This is a genomic window from Dysosmobacter segnis, assembly GCF_014297285.1.
Taxonomy (GTDB): domain Bacteria; phylum Bacillota; class Clostridia; order Oscillospirales; family Oscillospiraceae; genus Oscillibacter; species Oscillibacter segnis.
Genome location: NZ_JACOQI010000005.1, coordinates 102,992 through 126,820 on the forward strand (window position 1 = coordinate 102,992; position 23,829 = coordinate 126,820).

At 51.5% G+C, this 23,829-nt stretch carries 20 protein-coding genes, 1 tRNA gene and 1 riboswitch; of the genes, 11 read left to right on the top strand and 10 right to left on the bottom strand.

Going from position 1 to position 23,829, the window contains the following annotated elements; genetic code table 11:
- Positions 1 to 25: 25 nt before the first annotated feature.
- Positions 26 to 1,420, top strand: coding sequence for an asparagine--tRNA ligase (gene asnS / locus H8Z83_RS07085; RefSeq protein WP_187014385.1), 1,395 nt, complete (start codon positions 26 to 28; stop codon positions 1,418 to 1,420).
- 257 nt (positions 1,421 to 1,677) lie between these two features.
- Positions 1,678 to 1,772: riboswitch (glycine riboswitch) on the top strand.
- 181 nt (positions 1,773 to 1,953) lie between these two features.
- Positions 1,954 to 3,378 carry an alanine/glycine:cation symporter family protein gene (locus tag H8Z83_RS07090; RefSeq protein ID WP_187014386.1) on the top strand — a complete coding sequence of 475 codons (1,425 nt, stop codon included), beginning with the start codon at positions 1,954 to 1,956 and terminating at the stop codon, positions 3,376 to 3,378.
- 164 nt (positions 3,379 to 3,542) lie between these two features.
- On the opposite strand, the gene H8Z83_RS07095 is transcribed toward H8Z83_RS07090, so the two are convergent.
- The 5 genes from H8Z83_RS07095 to H8Z83_RS07115 form a co-directional block, all read right to left on the bottom strand.
- Positions 3,543 to 4,418, bottom strand: a complete 876-nt coding sequence (locus tag H8Z83_RS07095; RefSeq protein ID WP_187014387.1) for a BRO-N domain-containing protein — start codon at positions 4,416 to 4,418, stop codon at positions 3,543 to 3,545.
- A gap of 131 nt (positions 4,419 to 4,549) precedes the next feature.
- Positions 4,550 to 6,946, bottom strand: coding sequence for an AAA family ATPase (locus H8Z83_RS07100; protein WP_187014388.1), 2,397 nt, complete (start codon positions 6,944 to 6,946; stop codon positions 4,550 to 4,552).
- 274 nt (positions 6,947 to 7,220) lie between these two features.
- Entirely contained in the window at positions 7,221 to 7,829 is a 609-nt protein-coding gene (locus H8Z83_RS07105; protein WP_366463914.1) for a KilA-N domain-containing protein, read from the bottom strand.
- Between the two features lie 54 nt (positions 7,830 to 7,883).
- A complete protein-coding gene (locus H8Z83_RS07110) occupies positions 7,884 to 8,237 on the bottom strand; it encodes a recombinase family protein (protein WP_187014389.1) in 354 nt (117 codons plus the stop codon).
- A gap of 191 nt (positions 8,238 to 8,428) precedes the next feature.
- A tRNA-Ser gene (locus tag H8Z83_RS07115) sits at positions 8,429 to 8,519 on the bottom strand.
- A 174-nt stretch (positions 8,520 to 8,693) separates the two neighbouring features.
- On the opposite strand from H8Z83_RS07115, the gene H8Z83_RS07120 reads away from it, so the two are divergent.
- Positions 8,694 to 9,323, top strand: coding sequence for a gamma-glutamyl-gamma-aminobutyrate hydrolase family protein (locus H8Z83_RS07120; protein WP_187014390.1), 630 nt, complete (start codon positions 8,694 to 8,696; stop codon positions 9,321 to 9,323).
- A gap of 500 nt (positions 9,324 to 9,823) precedes the next feature.
- Positions 9,824 to 10,075, top strand: a complete 252-nt coding sequence (locus H8Z83_RS19865; protein WP_256435319.1) for a DUF6076 domain-containing protein — start codon at positions 9,824 to 9,826, stop codon at positions 10,073 to 10,075.
- A gap of 426 nt (positions 10,076 to 10,501) precedes the next feature.
- Here the strand turns inward: H8Z83_RS19865 and H8Z83_RS07130 are convergent, their stop codons facing one another.
- The 3 genes from H8Z83_RS07130 to H8Z83_RS07140 form a co-directional block, all read right to left on the bottom strand.
- A complete protein-coding gene (locus tag H8Z83_RS07130) occupies positions 10,502 to 11,971 on the bottom strand; it encodes an S-layer homology domain-containing protein (RefSeq protein ID WP_187014392.1) in 1,470 nt (489 codons plus the stop codon).
- A 64-nt stretch (positions 11,972 to 12,035) separates the two neighbouring features.
- Complete coding sequence (locus H8Z83_RS07135; protein WP_187014393.1) at positions 12,036 to 12,746, bottom strand: response regulator transcription factor; 711 nt, start codon at positions 12,744 to 12,746, stop codon at positions 12,036 to 12,038.
- Positions 12,736 to 13,800: a sensor histidine kinase gene (locus H8Z83_RS07140; RefSeq protein ID WP_187014394.1), complete on the bottom strand. Its 1,065-nt coding sequence runs from the start codon at positions 13,798 to 13,800 to the stop codon at positions 12,736 to 12,738. Before H8Z83_RS07140 ends, H8Z83_RS07135 begins: the two co-directional genes overlap by 11 nt.
- A gap of 389 nt (positions 13,801 to 14,189) precedes the next feature.
- On the opposite strand from H8Z83_RS07140, the gene H8Z83_RS07145 reads away from it, so the two are divergent.
- The 3 genes from H8Z83_RS07145 to H8Z83_RS07155 are packed head-to-tail and all read left to right on the top strand — an operon-like array spanning position 14,190 to position 17,481.
- Positions 14,190 to 15,440 carry an HlyC/CorC family transporter gene (locus H8Z83_RS07145; protein WP_187014395.1) on the top strand — a complete coding sequence of 417 codons (1,251 nt, stop codon included), beginning with the start codon at positions 14,190 to 14,192 and terminating at the stop codon, positions 15,438 to 15,440.
- 32 nt (positions 15,441 to 15,472) lie between these two features.
- Complete coding sequence (locus H8Z83_RS07150; protein ID WP_187014396.1) at positions 15,473 to 16,813, top strand: TrkH family potassium uptake protein; 1,341 nt, start codon at positions 15,473 to 15,475, stop codon at positions 16,811 to 16,813.
- Between the two features lie 20 nt (positions 16,814 to 16,833).
- Positions 16,834 to 17,481: a potassium channel family protein gene (locus H8Z83_RS07155; protein ID WP_187014397.1), complete on the top strand. Its 648-nt coding sequence runs from the start codon at positions 16,834 to 16,836 to the stop codon at positions 17,479 to 17,481.
- Positions 17,482 to 17,830: 349 nt separating this feature from the next.
- Here the strand turns inward: H8Z83_RS07155 and H8Z83_RS07160 are convergent, their stop codons facing one another.
- Both H8Z83_RS07160 and H8Z83_RS07165 read right to left on the bottom strand, forming a co-directional pair.
- The gene (locus H8Z83_RS07160; RefSeq protein WP_187014398.1) at positions 17,831 to 18,676 is read right to left on the bottom strand and encodes a sigma-70 family RNA polymerase sigma factor; all 846 of its coding nucleotides are present in this window, start codon (positions 18,674 to 18,676) and stop codon (positions 17,831 to 17,833) included.
- Entirely contained in the window at positions 18,673 to 19,890 is a 1,218-nt protein-coding gene (locus H8Z83_RS07165; RefSeq protein WP_187014399.1) for a DUF6076 domain-containing protein, read from the bottom strand. Before H8Z83_RS07165 ends, H8Z83_RS07160 begins: the two co-directional genes overlap by 4 nt.
- A gap of 150 nt (positions 19,891 to 20,040) precedes the next feature.
- On the opposite strand from H8Z83_RS07165, the gene H8Z83_RS07170 reads away from it, so the two are divergent.
- From H8Z83_RS07170 to mobP3, 4 genes are all read left to right on the top strand, one after another.
- Positions 20,041 to 20,256: a helix-turn-helix transcriptional regulator gene (locus H8Z83_RS07170; RefSeq protein WP_136891034.1), complete on the top strand. Its 216-nt coding sequence runs from the start codon at positions 20,041 to 20,043 to the stop codon at positions 20,254 to 20,256.
- Entirely contained in the window at positions 20,253 to 21,038 is a 786-nt protein-coding gene (locus tag H8Z83_RS07175; RefSeq protein ID WP_243184805.1) for a helix-turn-helix domain-containing protein, read from the top strand. The genes H8Z83_RS07170 and H8Z83_RS07175 overlap by 4 nt, the downstream gene beginning before the upstream one ends.
- Before the next feature lie 188 nt (positions 21,039 to 21,226).
- Positions 21,227 to 21,646, top strand: coding sequence for a hypothetical protein (locus tag H8Z83_RS07180; RefSeq protein ID WP_187014400.1), 420 nt, complete (start codon positions 21,227 to 21,229; stop codon positions 21,644 to 21,646).
- Positions 21,634 to 23,592 (top strand): MobP3 family relaxase, encoded by a 1,959-nt coding sequence (gene mobP3, locus H8Z83_RS07185; RefSeq protein ID WP_187014401.1) that lies wholly within the window; start codon positions 21,634 to 21,636, stop codon positions 23,590 to 23,592. The genes H8Z83_RS07180 and mobP3 overlap by 13 nt, the downstream gene beginning before the upstream one ends.
- The last annotated feature ends 237 nt before the right edge of the window (positions 23,593 to 23,829 follow it).

Consider the following 23,829-nt stretch of genomic DNA (forward strand, 5'->3'; position numbering starts at 1 on the left):
AACAACACAAAGGACGGATCAAACTATGAGTTACACAAAAATCGCGAAAATTTTTGCAGACAGCGAAGCGCTCTCCGGTCAGACCGTTTCCGTGGGCGGCTGGGTCCGCACCATCCGGGATCTGAAGGGCTTCGGCTTCATCGAGCTGAATGACGGCTCCTGCTTCCGCAATCTTCAGGTGGTGATGGAGGCAGAGGCCCTCTCTAACTATAAGGACATCGCCGCCCAGAACGTAGGCGCGGCCCTGATCGTCACCGGCGTTGTGACCCTGACACCGGATGCCAAGCAGCCACTGGAGCTGAAGGCCACCGAGATCGCCGTGGAGGGCATCTCCACTCCGGACTATCCCCTGCAGAAAAAGCGCCACAGCGTAGAGTTCCTGCGGACCATCCAGCATCTGCGTCCCCGGACGAACCTGTTCTCCGCCACCTTCCGGGTGCGGAGCGCGGCGGCCTACGCCATCCACAAGTTCTTTCAGGATCGCGGCTTTGTCTACGCACAGACCCCCATCATCACCGCCAGCGACTGCGAGGGCGCCGGCGAGATGTTCCAGGTGACCACGCTGGACCTGAACAACGTCCCCAAGACGGAGGACGGGCAGGTGGACTACAGCCAGGACTTCTTCGGCAAGAAGACCAGCCTGACGGTGTCCGGTCAGCTGAACGCCGAGAACTTCGCCATGGCCTTCGGCAATGTCTATACCTTTGGTCCTACCTTCCGTGCGGAGAATTCCAACACCCAGCGTCACGCCGCTGAGTTCTGGATGGTGGAGCCTGAGATGGCCTTCACCGATCTGAACGGCTATATGGATACCGCCGAGGACATGATCAAGTATATCATCCGCTATGTGATGGAGCAGTGCCCTCAGGAGATGGACTTCTTCAACCAGTTCGTGGATAAGGGCCTGCGGGAGCGGCTGGAGCACGTGGCTTCCTCCGACTTCGGCCGGGTGAGCTACACGGAAGCGGTGGACCTGCTGAAAAAGAGCGGCGAGAAGTTCGACTATCCCGTGGAGTGGGGTATCGACCTGCAGACCGAGCATGAGCGCTACCTGACAGAGCACATCTTCAAGCGTCCCGTATTCGTCACCGACTATCCCAAGGACATTAAGGCTTTCTATATGCGCCTGAACGATGACGGCAAAACCGTGGCCGCGGCGGACTGCCTGGTGCCTGGCATTGGCGAGATCATCGGCGGCAGCCAGCGCGAGGAGCGTCTGGATGTGCTGGAAGCCCGCATCAAGGAGCTGGGCATGAATCCGGAGGATTACAAGTATTACTGCGACCTGCGGCGCTACGGCTCCTGCCGTCACGCAGGCTATGGCCTGGGCTTCGAGCGGATGGTGATGTATCTCACCGGTGTGAACAACATCCGTGACGTGGAGCTGCATCCCCGCACTGTGGGCAGCGCAGATTTCTGATCAGCTGCATACCGAAAAGCGGTCCTTCCGAAAAGAGGGACCGCTTTTTTCTCCCGTATGCACAAATTTCTCTGGAAAACCTCAAATATTTCAGACATTCCACCATGTGCGGACAGTTGACATTCCGCGGCGCATATGATAGGATACGGCTATCTTCAACAACGGAATACCGGCAATGGAAGCCCATAGGAAAACGACGTAAGTCTACCGAAGGAGTAAAACTCTCAGGTGTCCGCCGTGCGGACAGGACTATGGGTGGATGCGGCTCTGGAGAATCCCGGCTCACCGGGTACCGAAGGTGAAAGGCGGCATGACCGCTGAATCTCTCAGGTAAAAGGACAGAGTGATCTGACGCAGCGGCAGGCGAGGCGGAGAGATCCGTCAGGCAGGCCGCAGGCTTCACCGTTTGCGGCGGGGCTGCGTCGATCTCCTGTACTGCGTTCTTCGGAGCGGCTGCATTGCCAGCCGCTCCGTTTTTATCACCGCGGCAAAGATCCCGCCGTCGGTGAAACCGTGTGCAGGAGGAAAAAACTATGGAATCGATCGTCGCAAAACTGGACGCTGCGCTTTATCCCGCTGTATGCAGCGTCAACACGTACCTGTCCAACTACATTCTGGTCTTTCTGCTGGTGGCTGTCGGCCTGTGGTACAGCATCAAGACCCGCTTCATTCAGGTCCGCTGCTTCGGCGAGGGTATGCGCAGAGTCTTCGGCAATCTGACCCTCAACGGCAAAAAGCATGACAGCGGCATGAGCTCCTTTCAGGCATTGGCCACCGCCATTGCCGCTCAGGTGGGCACCGGCAACATCGTAGGCGCATCCGGTGCTATTCTGACCGGCGGCCCCGGCGCCATCTTCTGGATGTGGGTCATTGCCTTCTTCGGCATGGCCACCATCTATGCTGAATCCACGCTGGCCATCAAGACCCGGGTGAAGGCCGCTGACGGCACCATCCACGGCGGCCCCGTCTACTACATCACCACCGCTTTCAAGGGCGGCTTCGGCAAGTTCCTGGCCACCTTCTTCGCCGTGGCCATCATCCTGGCTCTGGGCTTCATGGGCTGCATGGTGCAGTCCAACTCCATCGGCGAGTGCTTCCAGACCGCTTTTGGCATCCCCTCCTGGATCGTGGGTGTGGCGCTGGTCATCATCTGCGGCATCATTTTCCTGGGCGGCGTTCAGCGGCTGGCCGCCGTTACGGAAAAAATCGTCCCCATTATGGCGGCAATCTTCCTGCTGGGCGGCCTCATCGTCCTCATCTTCCGCATCCAGTATCTCCCCGCCACCATCGGCATGATCTTCAAGTATGCCTTTGAGCCCCAGGCCATCGTGGGCGGCACCTTCGGCTATGCCATCAAGCAGGCCGTTTCCCAGGGCGCCAAGCGGGGCCTGTTCTCCAACGAGGCCGGTATGGGCTCTACCCCCCATGCCCACGCTCAGGCCAACGTGAAGGACCCCCACGACCAGGGCGTGGTGGCCATGATCGGCGTGTTCATCGACACCTTCGTGGTCCTGACCCTCAATGCGCTGGTCATCATCTGCACCCTCTACACTGCTGACGGCCCTCTGGCGGGCGGCTATGTGGGCGATGTGACTTCCACCCTCAGCAAGACCAACCTGGCCCAGACCGCCTTCGGCTCCGTGATGGGTGCCGGCCTGGGCGCCAAGTTCGTGGCCATCTGCCTGTTCTTCTTCGCTTTCTCCACGGTTCTGAGCTGGAACCTGTTCGGCAAGATCAACGCCATCTGGCTTTTCGGCAAGAAGAACCCCAAGGCCTGCACCGTGATCTACACCCTCATCGCCCTGGTGTTCATCCTGATGGGCACCATGATGAGCAACGATCTGGTGTGGGAGCTGACGGATATGTTCAACAACCTCATGGTCATTCCCAACGTCATCGCCCTGTTCGCCCTGACCAAAATGGTAGTCGGCAGCGCGGAAAGCAAGATCGCACAGTAAATGAGAGCGATCTGTATTGTGCTTATTTACTTTCAAAAAACGTTATAAAAAAAGAACCAGGACATTCATAAGAATGTCCTGGTTCTTTTGTCAGGTGGCTTCAATTCGGATATTTTTGTTTTTGCCATTTGAAAATATCTATGTACTACAAAGAACGCCAAAGTTTACTTATCGTCCGCTTTTTTCGGCAAATCCGAAGTCGCATCCTCCAGCAAATCAGTTATTACTTGATTGAGTTGTACTGCATTCTTAGGGGAGATGATCGGCATATTTGACTGTGACTCAATATCTTTTCTTGTCCGTCCGGCAACCTGACCGCCAGCTTTGGCAACTGCCAGATTTTCTTGGAAAGTCGTTGGCTTGCGATCTTTTGAGAACTGTGTGGTTGTTGCTTCCGCCAGCATATTCAACACCAACTCCAGCGTTGTCATGTTGTCCCGAAGGTTTTCCTTTTTCAAGCCTTTCAGGTTTTTGTACTGGCGGGTAGACATCCCCGACCATGCGCGGGAAATCTCGTCCGTGAGGATAGCGTACTCCACGCCTTTTTGTACACCACGGGCATCCCACTCATCTGTTAGCTCTTTGCGGACTTGAATGGCCTGCAGCCGTTGGTTGATCCACTCGCGGGTGTAACCTTTCTTGAGGTAGGTTTCTAAAGCCCGGTCAATGGTTAACTCAGGGTCGATGGTTTCTTCGATACGCTCCCGGCCAACCTGTGCCAACCATAGCTTGAACGGCTCTGCCTTCGGCGAAGGAATGGACTGGATGATGCGGAGGAGCTGCTCGGTGTCAGCCACATCGGTCAGACGGCGTTTGCCGTCTGCAGCGGTCATTTTCAAAGCGTTACAACTTGTAACGGTTTCATTTCCCTCGTCCTTTAAACGCTTTTTAAGTACGCGCCAGTAGGTTTGAGGATTTGGACTGTCAGTCAGTACAGCCACCACATCGACAATGGAGAAGTACCATTCTTCCTTTTCCGCATCCCACGCAGTGCGAATGCGCTTGTCCTCGAACAGTTGGATTTTATCACTCTGGGCCATTTGTTTTCACCTCAACTTCACCTTCTTCTGTGTTCTCGTGGGGTTTATCCTCGACATACTGTAATAAGAAGCTGCCAATTCCGCTGAATTCAACGACTTTTGGCATCTAATTGAAACTTTTTGTTATTTGCTCATCCTATACTTGCCATCCAATTATCTAATTCTTTCCGTGCATTGGGAAGGTGAGCCAACACATGAGCTGGATTAACACAATACATAAAACACAAGACATCTCTGGCTGTACGTTGTTTTTCCTCAACGGTAAGATGACTAAAGAAACTCATCTCCGGTGCTCCTTGTACGGCTTCCTGCAAATGGCTCTCCGTGTTTAAAACCAATCTATACATAGAGTTTTGGAAATAAGCTCTTTTGTTCTGGTCTGGAATTAGGGCAAGTACCTGTGGATTCAAACTTACTTTATCGGGTCCTTCTTTAAATGTGAATGTCGAAAATGCTTCCAATACTCGCCTTGTCATATTGCCAATAGTTAGCTCCGCCGTAGGTTCAGGATTGCGGCCATATTCATAGACACATTTCATTAACCTCGTATATTCGTTATGTGACTTGGCTTTAAACGGAACTATTCTCTTATTCACAAGCTGGAATGAGCAATACTCCGCATGTTTTCCAACCTCAGCACAATTTGCGGAAACCTCATCCATGACTTTCTGTAAGTCAAATATCACGCTCACATCATGCGACATCATAAGAACTTTTGTAGTCGCACAAGCGGAAAGCATCTGGTTTAACTTATACCTCAAGAAAGACAAAATCCCAACACGATTTTCAACATCAAAACTTGAAACAGGATCATCAATGACCACGAACATCTCATCATGATACAGTTTTTGCAATTCGGTTTCTTTTGCAATCTCTGAAAAGAAGTAACATAGCGCCAAAGCATTTCGCTCGCCGCATGATATCTTATCTGGAAAGACATCTTTCCCGTTTACCGTTAGATGATACATCTGGTCATTTTCGAGGTGTAATTTTAGCCGGCTATTGCTATAAAAGATATAAGAAAGCGATTTGTTGATCTGCTCAACTGCAATCTGAAGATTTTTCCGCTGTGCGTCCAAGAACTGCTGCTCCTTGACGTGGTCTTTCCTTGCCTGAATTAATTGGTACAATTCCTCTTCTGCGGTTTGCTTTGCAGTTCTTTGCGATAGCAACGATTGATACTCCGTATAAATTACATAATGAGCAATCTCATCATTTAATTTCAGCAGTTCTTTTTCCGTAGTCTGCCTGTTAGTAACAATCTGGTTAAAGGATTCTCTCTTGCTTTCTAATTTGCCTAAAAGATTATTCAACTGCTTATACGCAGTTATCAATTTTTCAGAGCCGACACATTCTATCGGAGAAAGAGGATCAGCAGTTTTGTTCCGGATAGTTTTATTGTGGCTGGCAATCATGGCGTTGACGGAGGCTATCTGCAAAATAATCTGTCCGAGGAGTTCAGAATCCAATACACTGTAGCGCTGGTAATGCTCTGCCTCAATTTCGGGTAAGATCAGGCTTTCCAACTCTTTGCGATACTCCTCCACTTCACGGTTTAGAATATTTTCAATCTGCCGTAAAGACTCTGTTCGGTGCTCTTCTGAAATCAGCTGTAAGCAGGTTGGGCAAATCTCATTTGCCTTTACTGATAAAAAGCCTTTTGCATTTGAAAGCACTTCGATTCCAAAAGACTGAAGCAGCTCCTGTTCACGCTCGGTCAGTATCGGCTTTTGCGGTGCTTCCGCTAATAGCCTTTTTGTATCCTCTACTACTTTCTCTGGAATGTCAATGGCTCGAATTTCTGGAGCAACAGGCGATGCAGAGGTTTCAATACCATCAAAAACGCTAAATAATTCTGTGAATTTTTCTCTTGTTAATGTTTCGTCCTTTTGTGGGGTCAATTGTCCTAACCGGTCAACTTCTGCATCTGTAACTCGAGTTTTTATTTGATTTCTTTTTATTCGAATTCCGCTTGTTTCAGCCCATCCACCAGGTGATTGTAATTTTTTCGTTATTGCAGCCTTCCAGTATTCCGGGGAAATAACATCACTTACCAAATTAAACTTCTCAACATTCTCGGCTTTAGAATCAATATTAGCTTGAAGTTTAGCGATTTGCGCCTTCAGCTCTTCCAGTCGTTTTTCGAGCTCAACTTGTTCCCCCAAGAGGACAATTGTCCCCAAGCCGCTTTCCTGTACTTTAATATTGCGGGAAATATACTTCTCATCAAAAACAAAGATTTTTTCTGATTTCATTCCCGAGGACATTTTAATAATCGCCGCTCCTGCTGTAGGGTTCAATTCTACTGTCTTTGGTACTACAGATTCTGCGTATTCCCTAAATCCTTGAGCTATTGTGCTTTTACCACTTCCATTTGATCCATATATAAGTGCCACCCGATTTTTCTGCGGTGCATTCGGATTTTTCAACACATTTGGATGGACAGGAAACAACTCAAGTGATACAGCAGTATCAAAAAACGGAGATTTTATTTCTACTCCTGTCATGCTATCAATTGTTGTTGGCATAATATAGTCCTCCCATCTATCTGCCACCAATCATATATAGACCACTTATTTTATAAGTGTGCCGCCTATATCAACCATAATGTATCAAGTTTTATCGTTATCCTTGGCTTTAGCGAATCAGTCAGGCTGATGAATTTATCTCGTTCGAGACTCCGCTAAACCTTGGTTTCTGTTCTATGAACATCCAGTTTATTTTTCCATCCATTTTGCAATAAATTCTTTCAACATTCTCCTGCAAATTCGATATGAAGCTGCAACCCAACCCGATATTCGCTCATCGCAATTTTGTTTTATCCAGCGATAACCTTAGTAATTGCATCTTGAATTCCGGGGCAATCCACGAGGCAAACTCGCAGGCGATCATCGGATGGGCAAACGTTCCTCCGTTTTTTCCCTGCTTGGAAACGATGCCGATTGCCTTTGTCTGGTCAATCCATAACTTTGGTGTCAACGTAAATGAGGCATTCTTCTTTCTCTTCGAAAGTTCTGCATAACCGACCTCACTATAATTCGGATTGTTCTCCTGTTCCCAGAGATTTAAGAATGCTAAAGTATTTCCATTTCTCAGCCAACTCTGTATCACATATCCTGGAGCATCCTCGCTGTGAGCTCGGGCAATCTCGGTCAGAGAGATATAGCTCTCATCTTGCTTTTTGCCCTGTAATTCCGAGCTTTTCCTCCGCTCTGCCCGTTTCAACACCTCTTGCTTACTTCTTCCATAACCGGCAAGATTTGAAAGCATATATTCGGCAATATCGTTTTCCCGCGCAATTCGCAATATGACTCGATCCCGTTCCTCGCAGGTAAGGTTGTCTTCAGCTACAAGGTATTCCAGCATAACTCCAATTCCGTACATATCTACCAGATTCAGTTTCTTTGCCACACAATCACCTCGCAAGGTCATTGTAGCATAACTTTCAGAGTTGTAAAAGACAAATTAAATCTGAACCACAGCAGGAGACACATAACGCGTATCTTTCCTCGGTGCCCCATCCTTGTCGTAGTCAATATTACAGCGAGCAGCCTTCTCAAATTGCACATCCAAGAATTTCTCCAACCCGACAACAGCCACATATTTGCCATTAGAAAGAAGATGATCTACCGTAGCGCGGGTCCATTTCAACTTTCCGGTTGGAGAAGATATCTGTTTTGAATGAAGCATATCCACCACTTTTCCCAAGCTTGCTCCTGCCATATAGAAATCAAAAATCATTGATACGATATTTGCTTCATCCTTGTTGACTTCAAGTGTCCCGCCGCTGATCAACTCAAAACCATATGGTATTCTCATGCTTTATTCCTCCTAAAAGCAAAAATTCCCATGTGTTACCCCATTCAAGAGATAAAACATAGGAATATAGATTATTTCATTTTCTCCCGTGCCATTATTTTGCACAGTTTGCAGGTCAAATTTGTGTGTTTGCCCTGTTAAAAGGGCAGAAGCTGTGTATAACATAGGTTATACACAGCTTTTGTCTAATTTGGCGGAGATGGAGGGATTTGAACCCCCGCACGCCTTGCGGCGCCTACCGGATTTCGAATCCGGACCCTTCAGCCACTTGGGTACATCTCCAAGCAACCCCATTTACCCGCCGCACACAGGCGGTCAAATCCAAACTCTGTGGGGACTGCGTTAGATATTATGACATATTTTCACAGCTATTGCAAGAGAAATACTTGCACGGCGAAGGAACACAGCATAGAATGAGCATATCTTACCCGTGCGGATGAAGAAGGAGGAAGTGCTATGGCCCTGCGGGTCTATATTCTTGGTGATGCCGCAGCTTACCAAAACTATACACTGGCGGTGGAACGTGCCGGAGGGACTCCCTGCTTCGGGAGCCGGTCAGCGGACTGCGACTGCTTGCTGCTGCCCGGCGGCGGGGACATGGAATCCTGGCGTTACGGCCAGAAAAACACAGCCTGCCGGGATCTGGAGCCGGAACGGGACGCGCTGGAACTGGAGCTGCTGGCGGATTTTACGGCCCTTGGCAAGCCGGTCCTGGGTATATGCCGGGGAATGCAGACCATCAATGTGTTTTTCGGCGGCGATCTGGTGCAGGACTGGCCAGGACACAGCGCCATAGAAGGCGTTGACCGGCTCCACAGCGTCCAAAATGCACCGTCCTTTCTGTGGGAGCTATACGGAGAGCGCTGTATGGTCAACAGTTGCCACCACCAGATCATTGGCCGCCTGGGAACCGGTTTGGAGGTTTTGCAACGGGCGGAGGACGGCGTAGTAGAGGCCTTCCGACACAAAACCTTGCCGGTTTGGGGGATCCAATGGCACCCGGAGCGGCTGGCAGAGGACCACTACACGGGCACGGTGGACGGACTGGCGGTATACCGGGCGTTTCTATCTCAGGCAGCCTTGTAAGAGCTCTGCCTGTTAACCGCAGGCCGTATCCGGATCGGACAGGAACTGTGCACCACGATCCACCAATACGCGGAAAATCCGGTCGCAAAGATTTTCTGTAAAGGGTAAGATGAAGGGTAAACACCATTTCAGCGCAGCAACAAATCCCTCAAAGCCTTGCGGCTCTAAGGGATTTGTTTGGTGGACGATACAGGACTCGAACCTGTGACCCCCTGCACGTCAACCGACATTTGAAACTTTTTATAATATTTTTCGTTCGTTTATGGTCATTTCTATTCCGTTTCGTTTGCTTTCCAGCACTTTTTGAATCTGTCGTTTCCACATATTCCACGCAGGTCTGTGGCTGTTTGTGTGGTCAAAGCCCTTGCAGCAGAGTGGATTCAGCGTTCACCATCTTCTGAGCAGGGTTCAAAATGTGGGCAAATCTTAATTGCGATAGGAAACTTAGTCAGATTTTGCGATGCTGTTATCAAAGAATACCACAAGTGAAATAGTCATCTATGGTGAAGGAGCAAATAACGTCCGAAACGCTATTCCATAGATCGTACTTCGAAAGCACGCGCAAAGGAAGCTACAAAAAATATTTTGCCCGTACCCGAAAGGGGACGATGAGCAAGGGCGTGTTTGAAGTGTGGTCCCGGAAAATGGAGACGCTGCGGGACGATGCGTTGAAGGAATACAACAGAGCACAGAGTGAAGAGGAGCGTCAGCGCATTGTGGATGAAGTCACGCAAAAACTGAATAAGCTGTGAGCGAAAAAGCAGGAGGGAGCTGCGTCCGCATTTGCGGATGCAGTTCCCTCCTGTGCCGCAGTGCCGAAGCACTGCGTAGTCCCATTACGGAGCCCGGAGCAGTGGAGCACTTCGCAGACCGCTCTGGATCATACTGACAACAGCTTGTGTTTGATTTTCAATGCAAATCTTGACTTTCCATCTAACAATCTGTACTCTTAAATCGTATTATCTTATCCCACTCTTTTTTACCAGATAGAATATGCTATAATGCCTTTGCGATGCGACTAAATATCCTCATTAAAATTTTTTAGGGCCTCTTCCAATGAAAAGGTAGAGAACTGAAATTTAATCTATCGTTGTATAGGCTTCAGCGGCAGAGAGAGTGCCGAGGTCTTACCTCCTACGGTCCGATTGCGCCAAAGGTTCTGGATGACAGACGTAGTCTCAGAGTATCGCATCATATCGGGCTAAAATCACCGCTGCCTGTGCACGGGTTACAGCTCCGTTTGGAGTCAGCGTATGGGGAGTCGTGCCGCTGAGTAGTCCCTTTTCCACCGCCCACCCCATGGCTTTGGTCGCATAGGGTGCGATCTCGGTAAAATCGTTGTATTGATCCAGTGTATTTTGCGTATCGCGAGAACCGGAGAGACGCCACAAAAAGGTAACCATCTGCTGCCGGGTGACCTCTGTCATGGGATTACTTCCGTCACTGAGCCCTGTGGATACAGCCCATTGCCGAGCCTCTTCCATGGACTGGGGACGCACATTTTTTAGTCTTGCCATGACCATCCACATCTGCTGCCGGGTCATGGCGTGCTGAGGAGAAAAGATGGTTGCTGAGATACCGGAAAACAGTTGACGCCGGTAAACATACGACACCGCAGACTGATACCATGCACCTTCCGGCACATCCTGAAATGGAAGCGCCTGCGCCCCATAGATCGCCATAAAAACAGGTTGCATGTCCTCCAGCCACTTATGTTGTTCACGGTCATAAAAATGGCTGTCTGCATTGATCGCAAAGGGGATGCCCGCATCCGTCAACGATTGTGTCATATAGGAGGCGAAAGCAACCTGCTCGTCTACAGTGTAAGTATTTCCTTCATTGTAATTCCCTGGCATCCATGCCCCCACCCAAGTAGGAACTCCTGTTTCCTCCTGCCATTGGAGGGCCAAATCGATCTTTTCCTGAATCAGCGCCTTTTCCTCGGCAGTCCCACTGGTCCACAGCTTGCGTGGGTTCTCTTTGGAAGGACCGGAGGCATAAAAATGCCATTCCGCCATCAGGTATCCATTCGCCGCCGAGGGAATGGTGAGATCCCGCAGATATGTCGCGTCAGACCGCAAACGCGGCGAGATCATAACGATCCGCTCCGGATTGCTCTCCCGGACTACCGATACCAGCCGCTCATAAATCTCGTTAAGACGTTCCGGCTGGTTCTTCAAAGCATCGGTCACTTCGATGATAAGATCAAAGGACAGCAGGAACGACTCATCCTGAAAATGCTCTGAGACGGTTCTCCACCATGCTTCGACCCGGCGGAGATTTTTGTCTGATGGGTCTTTTTTCAGTTCATCGGCTTGATAGGCAATAATGGGGATCAGTCCAGTCTCCAGACAGTCGCTGACCTGCCGCTCCAGCAGTGCCAGAACCCCTGCAGTAGCCTCGTCCTTCACCCGGATACGGACATGGGATATTCCGGCCTGCTTAAAGTCTTTGGGGACATCTGAGCGGTAAAGCGACATACCAGCGGCAGTTTTACACCAATCAACATCCATGCCTTTTCCCAGCATCTGCTGGTATACCAGCGGATCGATCGGCGCGGCGGCGTGGGCTGTATCCGCCGCCTTTGCGGAAGGAAAGATCGAACATGTCAAAACAAACGTGAGCAGTATGATGATACTTTTTTTCATAGGGCCTCCTTATAGTTATAAAAACTATCAAAAAATGTTGAAGACTTGCTGTATAAGCCGCCTTTCATTCGTCCTCCGCCAGCATCCGGTAGCCGACGCCAAGCTCATTGATGATATAGCGCTTTTCGCCGGGCGTCACGCCCATTTTCTTGCGGATGTTCTTCATATTGACTTGCAGCTTCTTGACGCTGCCATAGTCGGAATACCCCCAAACCGCGCGGATGATGGCGGCATACGTCAGCACTTTCCCGGCGTGAACGGAGAGAAATACCATGATGTTGTACTCCGTCTGGGTCAGGTCGATCTCCTCTTTGCCAACAAAGACCTGCCGCGTATCATAATCGATCAGCAAGTCCTGAAGGCGGAATTTTCCGCCGGGGGAACTTTCCTTCTCTTCGCTGTGCCGATGGCTGCGGAGAACGGCGCGGATGCGGGCCAGCAATTCCTCCGTACCAAAGGGCTTGGTAATATAATCATTCGCCCCCAGATCCAGCGCCTCCACCTTGTCCCGCTCGTTGGAGCGGGCGGAGAGCACGATGATGGGTACAGTGTCCGTCTTTCGCACCTCTTGAATCAGACTCATGCCATCTCTGTCCGGCAGACCGAGATCCAGAACGATGAGATCCGGATGATGGGAGGCGTACATCATCATGCCGAGCGCACAGGTTTCCGCGCAGAGCACCTGATAGTCACTGGTTTCCAGATTGGCTTTGATAAAGCTTCGGATGTTGGCCTCGTCCTCTACGATCAGGATCTTGTACTTGTTATTGCCCATCGTCCTCACACCCTCTTTCCAGTGCAAAGCGGAATACCGCACCGCCGCCCTTTCTGTTTTCTGCGGTAATGTCACTGCCGTGCGCTTTGACGATGGCGGCGCATACAGATAGTCCGATCCCCATATTGCGGCGGGTCCCGTCCACCGGTGCGGCAGACTTTTCATAGCTTCCGGTGAAAATCTTTTGAAGCGCATCCTCCGGGAGGCCGCAGCCGTTGTCAGAAACCTCAAATACCGCCTTGTCCCCCGCAAGGGAAACGGAAAGCATCAGTTCCGTCATGCCTTTTGCGTGGAACACGGCGTTTTCCAGAAGATTCATCAGCACCTGCTCAATAAGGAGCGAATCCATGGGAATGTCCACAAATTCCTCCGGTATCTGTGTGATGACCTTCTGATTCGGATGCTTTTTGGAAAACTTCATGAGAACCGAGTCAATCAGCTCATCCAGAACCGTGGGTGTCTTCACGACTTCCACTTTCGCGCCGTCGATTCTTGTAACCGACAGAAGATTTTCAACCATGCGGATGAGCCATTCGCTGTCCTCCTGAATTTCTCCCAACAGCTTGAGCTGTTGCTCCTTTGGCAGCGCGTCATACTTGGAGATCAGCGTGGAGGAGGACCCGTATATAGAGGTGAGTGGTGTGCGCAGATCATGGGAAATCGCCCGCAGCAAATTGCCCCGCATTCTCTCTTTTTCACTTTCTGCCCGCAGCTTTTCCTGATCCCGAATGCGGCTGTTCAGCGTACTGGTGGAAACGGCAACTGCCAGCATAATGACGGCAGATAAGATGCTTTCCTCCACGAAAAAGTCGAAGACATAATAGGGATAGGTAAAGGCAAAATTCACCGCAAATACGCTGACAATTGCCGACGTGATGCCATAGCAATACCCGTGGGTTTTCAGCGAGATCAAAAACACGCCGAACACAAAGATCATGGGTACCAGCGTCTGCGTGGTAAAGAGCTTCTGAATCAGCAAATTGACGGCAAAGGCACTGCCAAAAATAAGGATCGAAAATAGAGTATCCTTTTGTCGCTGTCGATTCTTCATCATGCTTCTCCTGAAATTTATTGCGGGATAATACGCCATGTTTTTCGGTTTCGGGCGAAGCCCGGGAGAAAAACGGCTTAAATCCAGTGGTATAAATAACTGCCAGCAGTTATTATATCGCATAAGCGGAAGCGCTTCAAGATTTCTCACAGGAGGATATTGCGCCGCACTCGTTTCTTTACCGAATCTACACCGGAAAAATGCTATGATATAAGCACACAGCAAAAAGGAGGAAGAAATCCGTGGAAAATGACAGTAGCGACGATAACGGTAACTGCTCTTATATGGTCTGTTCGTATGTGGCATGTCTACGCCCTTTGCTGCGGTATCGGGTATAGGTGTGTCTTTTTTGCATGAAATGATCGTATGAACAGAACATAAAGGAGTTTGAAATGAATTATTTTGGAAGCATTTTCGCAATGGTGGCCTGCATCGTCATGTCCGCCTATTTCAGCGCCACAGAAACGGCATTCTCGTCTCTGAATAAGACCCGCCTCAAGGTGTTGGCGGACAACGGAAACAAGCGGGCAGCGCTGGCGCTCAAGCTGTCCGAAGATTATGACAAGCTGATTTCCACCATCCTGATCGGCAACAATATCGTCAATATCATGGTGGCGTCCATCGGCACACTTCTGTTCGTCGGACTTTACGGCGACATCGGCGCGACGGTTTCTACGGTCGTCGTAACGATCGTTGTTTTGATTTTTGGTGAGATCACCCCCAAGAGTGTTGCAAAGGACGCCCCTGAACGCTTTGCTTTGTTCAGCGCGCCCTTTATCCGCCTTTGGATTTGGGTGCTGACACCGTTGAATTTTCTCTTTTCCCAGTGGAAAAAGCTGGTTTCCCGCTTCTTCAAGACAGATGACGATGCAAAAATGTCCCACGAGGAGTTGCTTCTTTTTATGGAGGATGTAGAGCAGGACGGCGGCATTGACGAAAATGAGGGTGAGCTGCTGCGCAACGCCCTTGAGTTCCGCGACCTGACGGCGGCAGAAATTTTGACCCATCGAATCGACTTGGAGGCCGTGGACATCGGCGAAAGCCATGAGGAAATTGCCAGAGCCTTTACACAGTCCCGCTTTTCCCGCCTGCTGGTCTACCGGGATACCATTGATCAGATCGTCGGTGTTCTTCATCAGAAGGACTTCTATATCAATGGCAAGATGACGGATCAGCCCATTGCGGAGATCATGACGGAGCCGCAGTTCGTCTACCAGCACACGAAGATCCGGGATATTTTGAAAATGCTCCAGCATCAGAAGTCCCACGTCGCCGTTGTCGTGGATGATTTCGGCGGAACGCTCGGCATTGTTACGATGGAGGATATTCTGGAAGAACTGGTCGGTGAAATTTGGGACGAACACGACGAGGTGGAAGAAGATTTTGAAAAGCTGGACGAGAATACCTACCGCGTGGACTGCTCCGTCAGCTTGGAGGATTTTATGGAATTCTTTGACGTCAAGCTGGAATCGGACAGTGTTTCCGTCGGCGGCTGGGTCATGGAGCAGCTGAATAGAGTCCCCATCAAGGGCGATTCCTTTACCGCTCAGAATTTGGAGATCACAGTCTCCGATCTGAGTGCGTACAGGGTATCCTTCATCACAGTCAGGCAATGCGACGTGTGTTTGACCTGCGAACAATAAAGCAATCGCGCGATTCATAAGGGGTGAGGATGATGTCGGAAGAAATGGTTTGCAGAAAGCACCGCCTTTCGTCTTTTCAAATTATCATATTGGGCTTTGCCGGGGTCATTCTGCTGGGTGCGCTACTGCTGATGCTGCCGCTCTCCACAACAGCCGGGTGCGTAACGCCGTTCAATGAAGCGCTGTTTACCGCAACCTCCGCTGTTTGTGTAACGGGGCTTGTGGTGCAGGATACCGGCAGCTATTGGTCGGTCTTTGGCCAAGTGGTGATCCTGACGCTGATTCAGATAGGTGGACTCGGTGTTGTCACCGTGGCGGCATCGTTTGCGCTGCTGTCCGGGCGAAGGATCTCTCTGATGCAGCGCAGCACCATGCAGGACGCCATCTCAGCGCCGAAGGTCGGAGGGATCGTCCGGCTGACACGGTTCATCCTGCGGGGGACATTTCTGATCGAACTGATCGGTGCGCTCGCCATGCTGCCGGTGTTTTGCTGCGACTACGGATGGTGCGGGATCTGGATGGCAGTATTTCACTCCATCTCCGCCTTTTGCAACGCAGGGTTTGACATTCTGGGAACGAACAATAATTTGTATCCGTCCCTTACCGGTTATGTCCAAAATCCGGTGATCAATATCACGGTCATGCTGCTGATCATAACCGGCGGCATCGGATTCTTAACGTGGGATGACATTTGCGAAAACAAGCTGCATTTCCACCGTTATCGAATGCAAAGTAAGGTCATTCTCGTTACGACACTCACGCTGATCGTCCTTCCGGCGCTGTTTTTCTTCTTTGTGGACTTTGATGCCCTTCCCCTCGGAGCGCGCGTTCAGGCAGCCCTGTTCCAATCGGTCACGCCGAGAACGGCGGGCTTCAACACAATCGATCTACCCGCCATGTCCAGCGCATCGCTGGGCGTGATGATCCTTCTGATGCTCATCGGCGGCTCTCCGGGGTCTACGGCAGGCGGCATGAAAACCACCACGCTGGCAGTTCTGCTTTCCAATGCTGCCGCGACCTTCCGCCAGCGGGACAGCGCCCAGTTCTTTGGGCGCAGAGTCGATTGCAGTGCCGTCAAAACCGCCGCGACCATTCTGACGATGTACCTTGCGCTGTTCTTTGGCGGAGGCATTTTTATCAGCGTATATGAGAATCTCCCGCTGTCCTCCTGCCTGTATGAAGCAGCGTCGGCAGTAGGCACGGTTGGTCTGACATTGGGTATTACGCCGCAGCTGCATATTCCCTCGCAGATGGTATTGATCGCGCTGATGTATCTGGGCAGGGTCGGCGGGCTGACGCTCATTTATGCGACGGTGTCCAGCAAAAAAAGCGGCAATGCAAAGCTGCCGCAGGAAAGCATCACGATTGGATAAGTAAAGGAGTTGTCTATCCCATGAAAAATGTTTTATTGATTGGAGCAGGCCGCTTTGGGCGGCATATCGCCATGCAGCTCTCTCAACTGGGGCATCAGGTCATGGCAGTCGATACCAATGAGGAACGGATCAACGATGTGCTTCCGTTTGTCACCAACGCACAGATCGGTGACAGCACCAATGCGGAGTTCCTGCGTTCGCTCGGCATCGGGAATTTTGATGTTTGCTTTGTGACCATCAGCGGCAACTTCCAGAACTCGCTGGAGACCACCTCGCTGCTGAAAGAGTTGGGCGCCAAATGCGTAGTATCCCGCGCCGAACGCGATGTGCAGGCGAAGTTTCTGCTCCGCAACGGCGCAGATAACGTGGTCTACCCTGAAAAGCAGATGGCAAAATGGGCGGCGATTCGCTTCACTGCCGACCATATTTTCGACTACATAGAGATCGACGAGCAGCACGCCATCTTTGAAGTGCAGGTGCCGGAGGCGTGGATCGGGAAAAGCGTTGGTGAGCTGAACGTCCGCAGAAAGTTTGGCATCAACATTCTTGGCATCAAACGCGCAGGAAAAACGGATGTTTTCGTTACGCCGGACACCATATTGTCCGATGACACTACGATTTTGGCGTTGGGTGAGTATAAAGCCCTGCAAAAGTGCTTTCGGATTTGAAATGATATTATCGCTCCCAGCCGTCGTTGCTTTTCTTTTTTTGCTGTTGCTGTACCTGCTGCATTTTCTGCTTCTGCCGCACGGACTCCCGAACAGACCCGTTCTTCAACTTCCTCTTCAGCAGATTTACCACATCACGCTTGCTGAACAGCATCATCACCGGGGCGCATTTATCACCGTAAGGAATGTTCAATAATTGTTAAGCCAAAAAACGGCCCTCTGCCAATGAAAAGGCAGAGGGCTGAAATTTAATCTAATGTTATATCCCGTATCAAGTCTGCGCATCCAACTGAAATGTGGCACTCAGATAAACTTGGGATCAAAGAAAAAGGTTCTTTCTCTTTACGGCTCAGAGCAGCTGCTCCAGTGTAATCGCATGGTCCACCATGTGTCTGGCTCGGCGGAGCTTCCATGCCATGCTGTCCAGACACCATTCCCGCAGTTTTTTCAGCGCTTGTTTCTTCGCCTTCTCCACGCCATCTTCCCGAAGTCTATTCCGAATGGCGATCTCCCGCAGGTCCGTTTTTGTGTAACCCAGAGCGCCGAAGCTCCTGCCCAGAATATCCTGCTCCCGCTTGGACAGGCTTCGGAATTGCTCACGCAGAGACTTCATCGTAAGCGCCCGAAGGACGATCTCCTCCGCAGATGCAGACAACCGATCAGACATGAGATACTCAAAAATATCTCCGTCCTCCTCCGGGATTGGCAAGTCATAAACAGAGAAGAAATGCGTGGGATAGGCTACCGCCCTGGCTACTTCCGCTAAAGAAACACCCAACTCCCCTGCGATTTCGCTCATCTCTTTTCCATCCCGGTGATAGAGCATCTGCGCCTTGCGTACCAGCCCCATGCTGTCCCGGTCCAGGGAAAGGGTACCCATGCTGGCTTCCAGGTGCCGCCGCATCGCGCCGTCCAGAAATGGTACGTTGTATGTTCCGAAAACTCCCTTGGAGCTATCATAGCCGCCATTCATGGCGCATTCGATCAGCGTCAGCATCCCAACGCTCTCCAATTCGGAGAGCGTTTCTTTCGTATAGTCGCTCCAACCTCCGTGACTGCCGGGGCGCAGACAATTGTATTGTCGGGCGATCCACTGCGCACGTTTCCGAATCAATTCAGCATACCTATCACACAGTTCCGTCAGCGCGGCCTGATCTCCCTGCGTGATTCGATCCAGCAATTCTTGGTCGCTCATGCGTCCCCACCGCCCTTTCGGGGGCGCCCTCTGGGTTTCGCCTTCCGGGTAACACCGCAGTATGGGTAAAGTCTCTCACTGGAGATGGACCGCTCAAAGTCCGCGTTAGAGACATCTGCCTTGTTGAGCGCATTGAACAGCATGTCCCGGACCGTATCCTTCAGCCGCCGCGCTTCCTCCGCCGTGATAACGTCGCGCTTTTGGTCCTGCCGTATCCGTTCAAAAGCGGCGAGCTTCGCTTGGAGCTTCGGCACATCCCGAGCCAGTTCCTTCTGCACTTCGTAGGTTCCGAACTGTCGGCAGGTATACTGGGGCGCATGGGGACATGCTCCCTCACAATATAGTGCATGAGCGCCGCCCTTCACCAGAAAGTATTTTTTGCAGACAACACACTGGCGGATGTTGTGTCCGGCATTCAGAGCCGTCATGTAATCCGCCTTCAGCAGCATCTGCAAGCTGTCGGTGGTGTGCTCCTGGCAAATGGCGAAGCGCTTGTCCGGCAGCTCCCGCGGCACATAGCTCACGACGCAGTGGTCATATTTCTGATAAAACGGCTGCTCCAGGCTTCTGGGATTGACGATCAGCTTCTCCATCAGCCGCTCATCGTTGTAGAGCTGATAGAGGGAGGCGGCATAGTTCTCCGGGGAGTTATGCTCCAGCTTGGCGAGGAGGAAGTGGATGAAGTTATGGATGGTAGGATTGAAGCACGCGACGTCGCCCAGATAGCGTTCATAGCGCTTCATCTGCTTCCGATAATAACTCCACTTCGTTTTCCGCCCTCCGGGAATAATCAGAAGCGGAACTGGGATCTGGCCGGTTGTCTCCGCCTGCTCCGCCATGTCTCCCCATTGCTCTATGGAAAAATCCTCATAGTCCAGATCTTCTTCCGGCAGCAAGGAGCGGAACTCGGTGTACTGCTGGGTCTCGTCGAAAAATTTGCTGTCATCCCGAAGCAGGATCTGAAACACCCGGAACTCCATCATCCGCTTACGCAAAGCCACGAACTGGTGGTTGAGCTTCCACCAAAATTCCCGGTCCTGGGTTCGCTCGTACTGCTCCGCAAGGTCCTTCATGCACTGGACGTTTTTATGGATGCACTGATAGTCCTTCAGTGACAGGTTCAAAATATCCGCTGTCAGTTCGCCTGTGGAAAATAATTCCCCACCGTACTCGATCGTATCACCGTGGATATAGAAAACGATATCCCCATCCATGCGCTCGCCTCCCTCGAAATAAATTGTCCCCCCTGGAAAATAATTCGTCCCAACTTTTTATTATCTTATCAAAATCTCCGACACAATACAAGCAGAAGGGCATCAGCGTCGCCGCTGATGCCTTTACTTTCTGCAAAGGAGAAATCGAAAATGAAACAGTCACAGTACAACTCTTACGATGACCTGCCTCTGTTCCTCAACGCCGACATAGTGGCGAAGGTGCTGGGGGTATCGTCCTCCACCAGCTATGAGCTGATGCATGAGCCGGACTTCCCAGTACTGAATGTCGGCAGCAGGATGGTGGTTCCCAAGGAAGCGTTCATCCAGTGGGTCACCAAGCACACGGAAGGAGGTGTCCGCGAATGACTGCGCTCACCTATCAGAAAGACGCAAGAGCGTATCGGTTTTCGCTGCCCAACGAAATCTGGGGGCTGAAGCTTCCGCCTCCCGCCTTCAGTATCCTCGCCTACCTCTGCTATCTCAACAGCCACCATAAGGGTGAAGCCATGCCAAGTGTGGACGAGATCGCAGCGCTGCTCCACATGGGGGTAGCCATGGCACAAAAGCAGTTGGATACTCTGGTCAAACGAAATCTGATCTCGCCGCAGATGGTTCCGGTATTCAGTCGCAAACACACAGGAAAGTTTTTCTCCCTCCCTAACGAAATCTTTTCCCTGGACCTGGGGCATGGTGCGATCACCGTCTACGCCTACCTGCTCTACTGCGAAGACCGCAGCAGCCATCAATGCCATCCCAGTTACAACACCATCTCCGCCACTGTGGGGCTGGCCGTGAACACGGTGATGAAACACATCGCCAAACTGGAGGACAGGCAGTTTATCACAGTAGAGCACACCAGCTATTTCGACCGCCAGGGAATGAAGTGGAACGGCAACAACTGCTACACCATTCTGCCGATCCAGGAAGCCGTCGACCATTCCTACGAGCGGCAGATGGTGAAACTGGAGGAAGTCACGGAGCGTCAGCGGGTAGCAGAGGAACTGCAAAAACAAGGCCGTGTTCGCCCCTGTGAGCCGCTGTGTGCGGCTTTGCCGGGAGCAGCGAGAACAGATACCGGCCAGGCCTATTCGAACGGATTTAGGCCGATTTCGGAAGAGCCTACGAGGACGAAAGTCGAAGCAGGATAAACACCAGGCGTCATGCGCGACGCTCTGTTCGGTCACTTCTGCCCGCAGTGCGGGCAGTTACGGGGTTTTCTGGGAGTTCCAAAGTGGGGTCAAAATCGAAGGGGAGCTATCACTTCTGCGGTCGTTATCCCTGAAAGCCTACACCCACAAGAAAAAAGTAGGGGTCATGCCCCGGAAAGGAGCTCATTTTGAGCAAGAAAGAAAAATTTGCCCTCTATCTCACCCCTGAGAAAAAGGCACGCTTGGAGCGACGATATCAGGAGGACGGCAGCCGCAGCATCACCGGATTCATTGAGCGGGCCATCGATTTCTACCTGGACTATCTCAGTGCCAACAACGCTGGGCTGTTCCTCCCCACCTCCATCCAGTCCTATCTGGACGGTCGAGTGGGGCAAATGGAAAACAAAATGGCATCGCTGGCTTACAAGCAGGCGGTGGAGTTGGACATGCTGTCCGGAATCATTGCGGACAGTTTTCAGTTCAGTGAGGAGGACCTGCGCCGACGCCGTGCGGAGAGCGTCCGAAATGTGAAACAGACCAATGGTCGCATCTCGTTCGAAAAACGGGTGCGGGAATCCTGGGAGGACGATGACGGATGGCAAGACTGATCGTCAAAAGCCCGTACATCAAGTGCGGAGTCGGTCACTCAGCAGGCGGATACATGAGATACATCGCCACCCGTGAGCGGGTCGAGTTGATCCAGGATAACCGTCCGCCAACAAGAAAGCAGGAACAGCTTATCGCAAAACTGGTGAAGGATTTTCCTGACGCAAAGGAGATGGGTGAGTACGGTGACTACCAAGAACGCCCCACCAAGGCCAATGCCTCCGCCTTTATCTCTCAGGCGTTGGAGGAAAACTGGAGCGATGTTCAGAAATCGGATGGCTACATGAAGTACATCGCAACACGGCCAAGAGCAGAACGGCTGGGCTCCCATGGTCTCTTCAGTGACAAAGATGGCGTGGAGCTGGACAAGGCTATGGCGGAACTGGAGGACTACACAGGAAATGTGTGGACGCACATCATCTCCCTGAAGCGAGAGGACGCAGAACGGTTGGGCTACGACAATGCCAGGGCGTGGAGGAATCTCCTTCGCGCCCACCGCAACGACATCGCCGCCGCTATGAATATCCCGCCCCAGGACTTCCGCTGGTATGCTGCCTTCCATGATGAGGGTGACCATCCCCATGTGCACATGATGGCATGGTCCGTAAAACCGGGACAGGCGTATCTATCTCAGGACGGCATCCGACAAATCAAATCCAAGCTCACCAACGATATCTTCCAACAGGAAATGCTTCACCTCTATGAACAGAAAACGGTTTCCCGTGACCAGCTGGTACGGGAAGCGCGGCAGGCCATGCGGGAGCTGGTCCAGCAGATGCGAACCAGGATCTGCGACCACCCCGAGGTGGAGCAACTCATGCAGGAGCTGGCTCTCCAACTGGAAACCGTCAAGGGGAAGAAGTCCTACGGCTACCTTCCGAAGAAGCAAAAGGCGCTGGTAGATGAGATCGTGGACCAGATGGAGCAGCTCCCGACCGTGGCCGAGTGCTACGAACAGTGGTGGCAGCTGCAAGGTCAAGTGGAAGATTTCTATTCTGAGAAGGAGCGGCACCGCCCGCCGCTGTCCCGGCAGAAGGAGTTTCGCCAAATCAAGAATGCGGTCATCCAAGAGGCGGAGACGATCCGCCTGGGGAAAATCACCTTTGAGGATGATACCCTGGACCAGAGTGATGAGGCAGAGAAGGATGAAAATGTGTCCTGGGACTTCCGGACGCTGCGGATAGACGTTCAGGATGAATACTCGTCACTGGCAGAACGGGATGATGCCGTGGAAAGTATGCGGGAACTTGCGGAGAACGGTGACATCCATGCGCAGTATTTTATGGGAGAACTGTATCGGGACGGCCCGCTGCTGCCGCCGGACTGGGTGATGGCCCGATACTGGTTTGACAAAGCGGCAAAGCAGGGATATGTAGCGGCTCAGTATGCTTTGGGAAAATTATATCTCTCTGATGATGCCAGCGTCCATGATCCCGAGCTTGGCATCCAGTGGCTGGAGTACGCTGCCTACAACGGAAACCACGATGCATCCTACCGCCTTGGCAAGGAATATCTGAAGGGAGAATCAGTAAGAAGAGATACCCGCAAGGCTATAGATCACATCTATACCTCCGCTCAGGCCGGCAATCTCCATGCGCAGTATCTGTTGGGAAAGCTGCTGCTCCAAGGGAAGGCGGTCGAGCGTGACAAAGAGGCGGGCATCCAATGGCTGTCTCAGGCGGCGGAGCAAGGACACAGTTACGCGCAGTGCCTTCTGGAAAGGCAGAGTGCTTCGACAGCGCCGGAGGTGTTCCTTGCAGTGACGAGACTGCTCCATCACATGGCAAATATCTTCCAGAACAACTCCCTGCCGCAGAGCGGCACGGGGCTCACCCACATCGACCGCAAGCGCCGTCAAGAGCTGCGGGAGAAACGTCTCGTCCACGGCCACAAAGAGGACGATCATGAGGAGCAGCAGTATGGCGGTTGGAATATGACGATGCATTAGAACTGCGTGCTTTCGCAAAAGTCTGAAAACGTCGAATCCTTTAGTGCCTTTCTTTCTGGGACCTTTACATGTTGTGTTTGCAAAAAATCATCAAAGCAACTCAACAATCATGAAAGGAGGAAGCCTGATAAGGCAAAAAAGATAGCTCTCCTGCTGGGAGAGCTATCTACAATTTCAGTTGATTAAAAACGCCATTCTCAAAAGAGCTTTCTTGCTGAACGAAGAGCACGGTCAGTC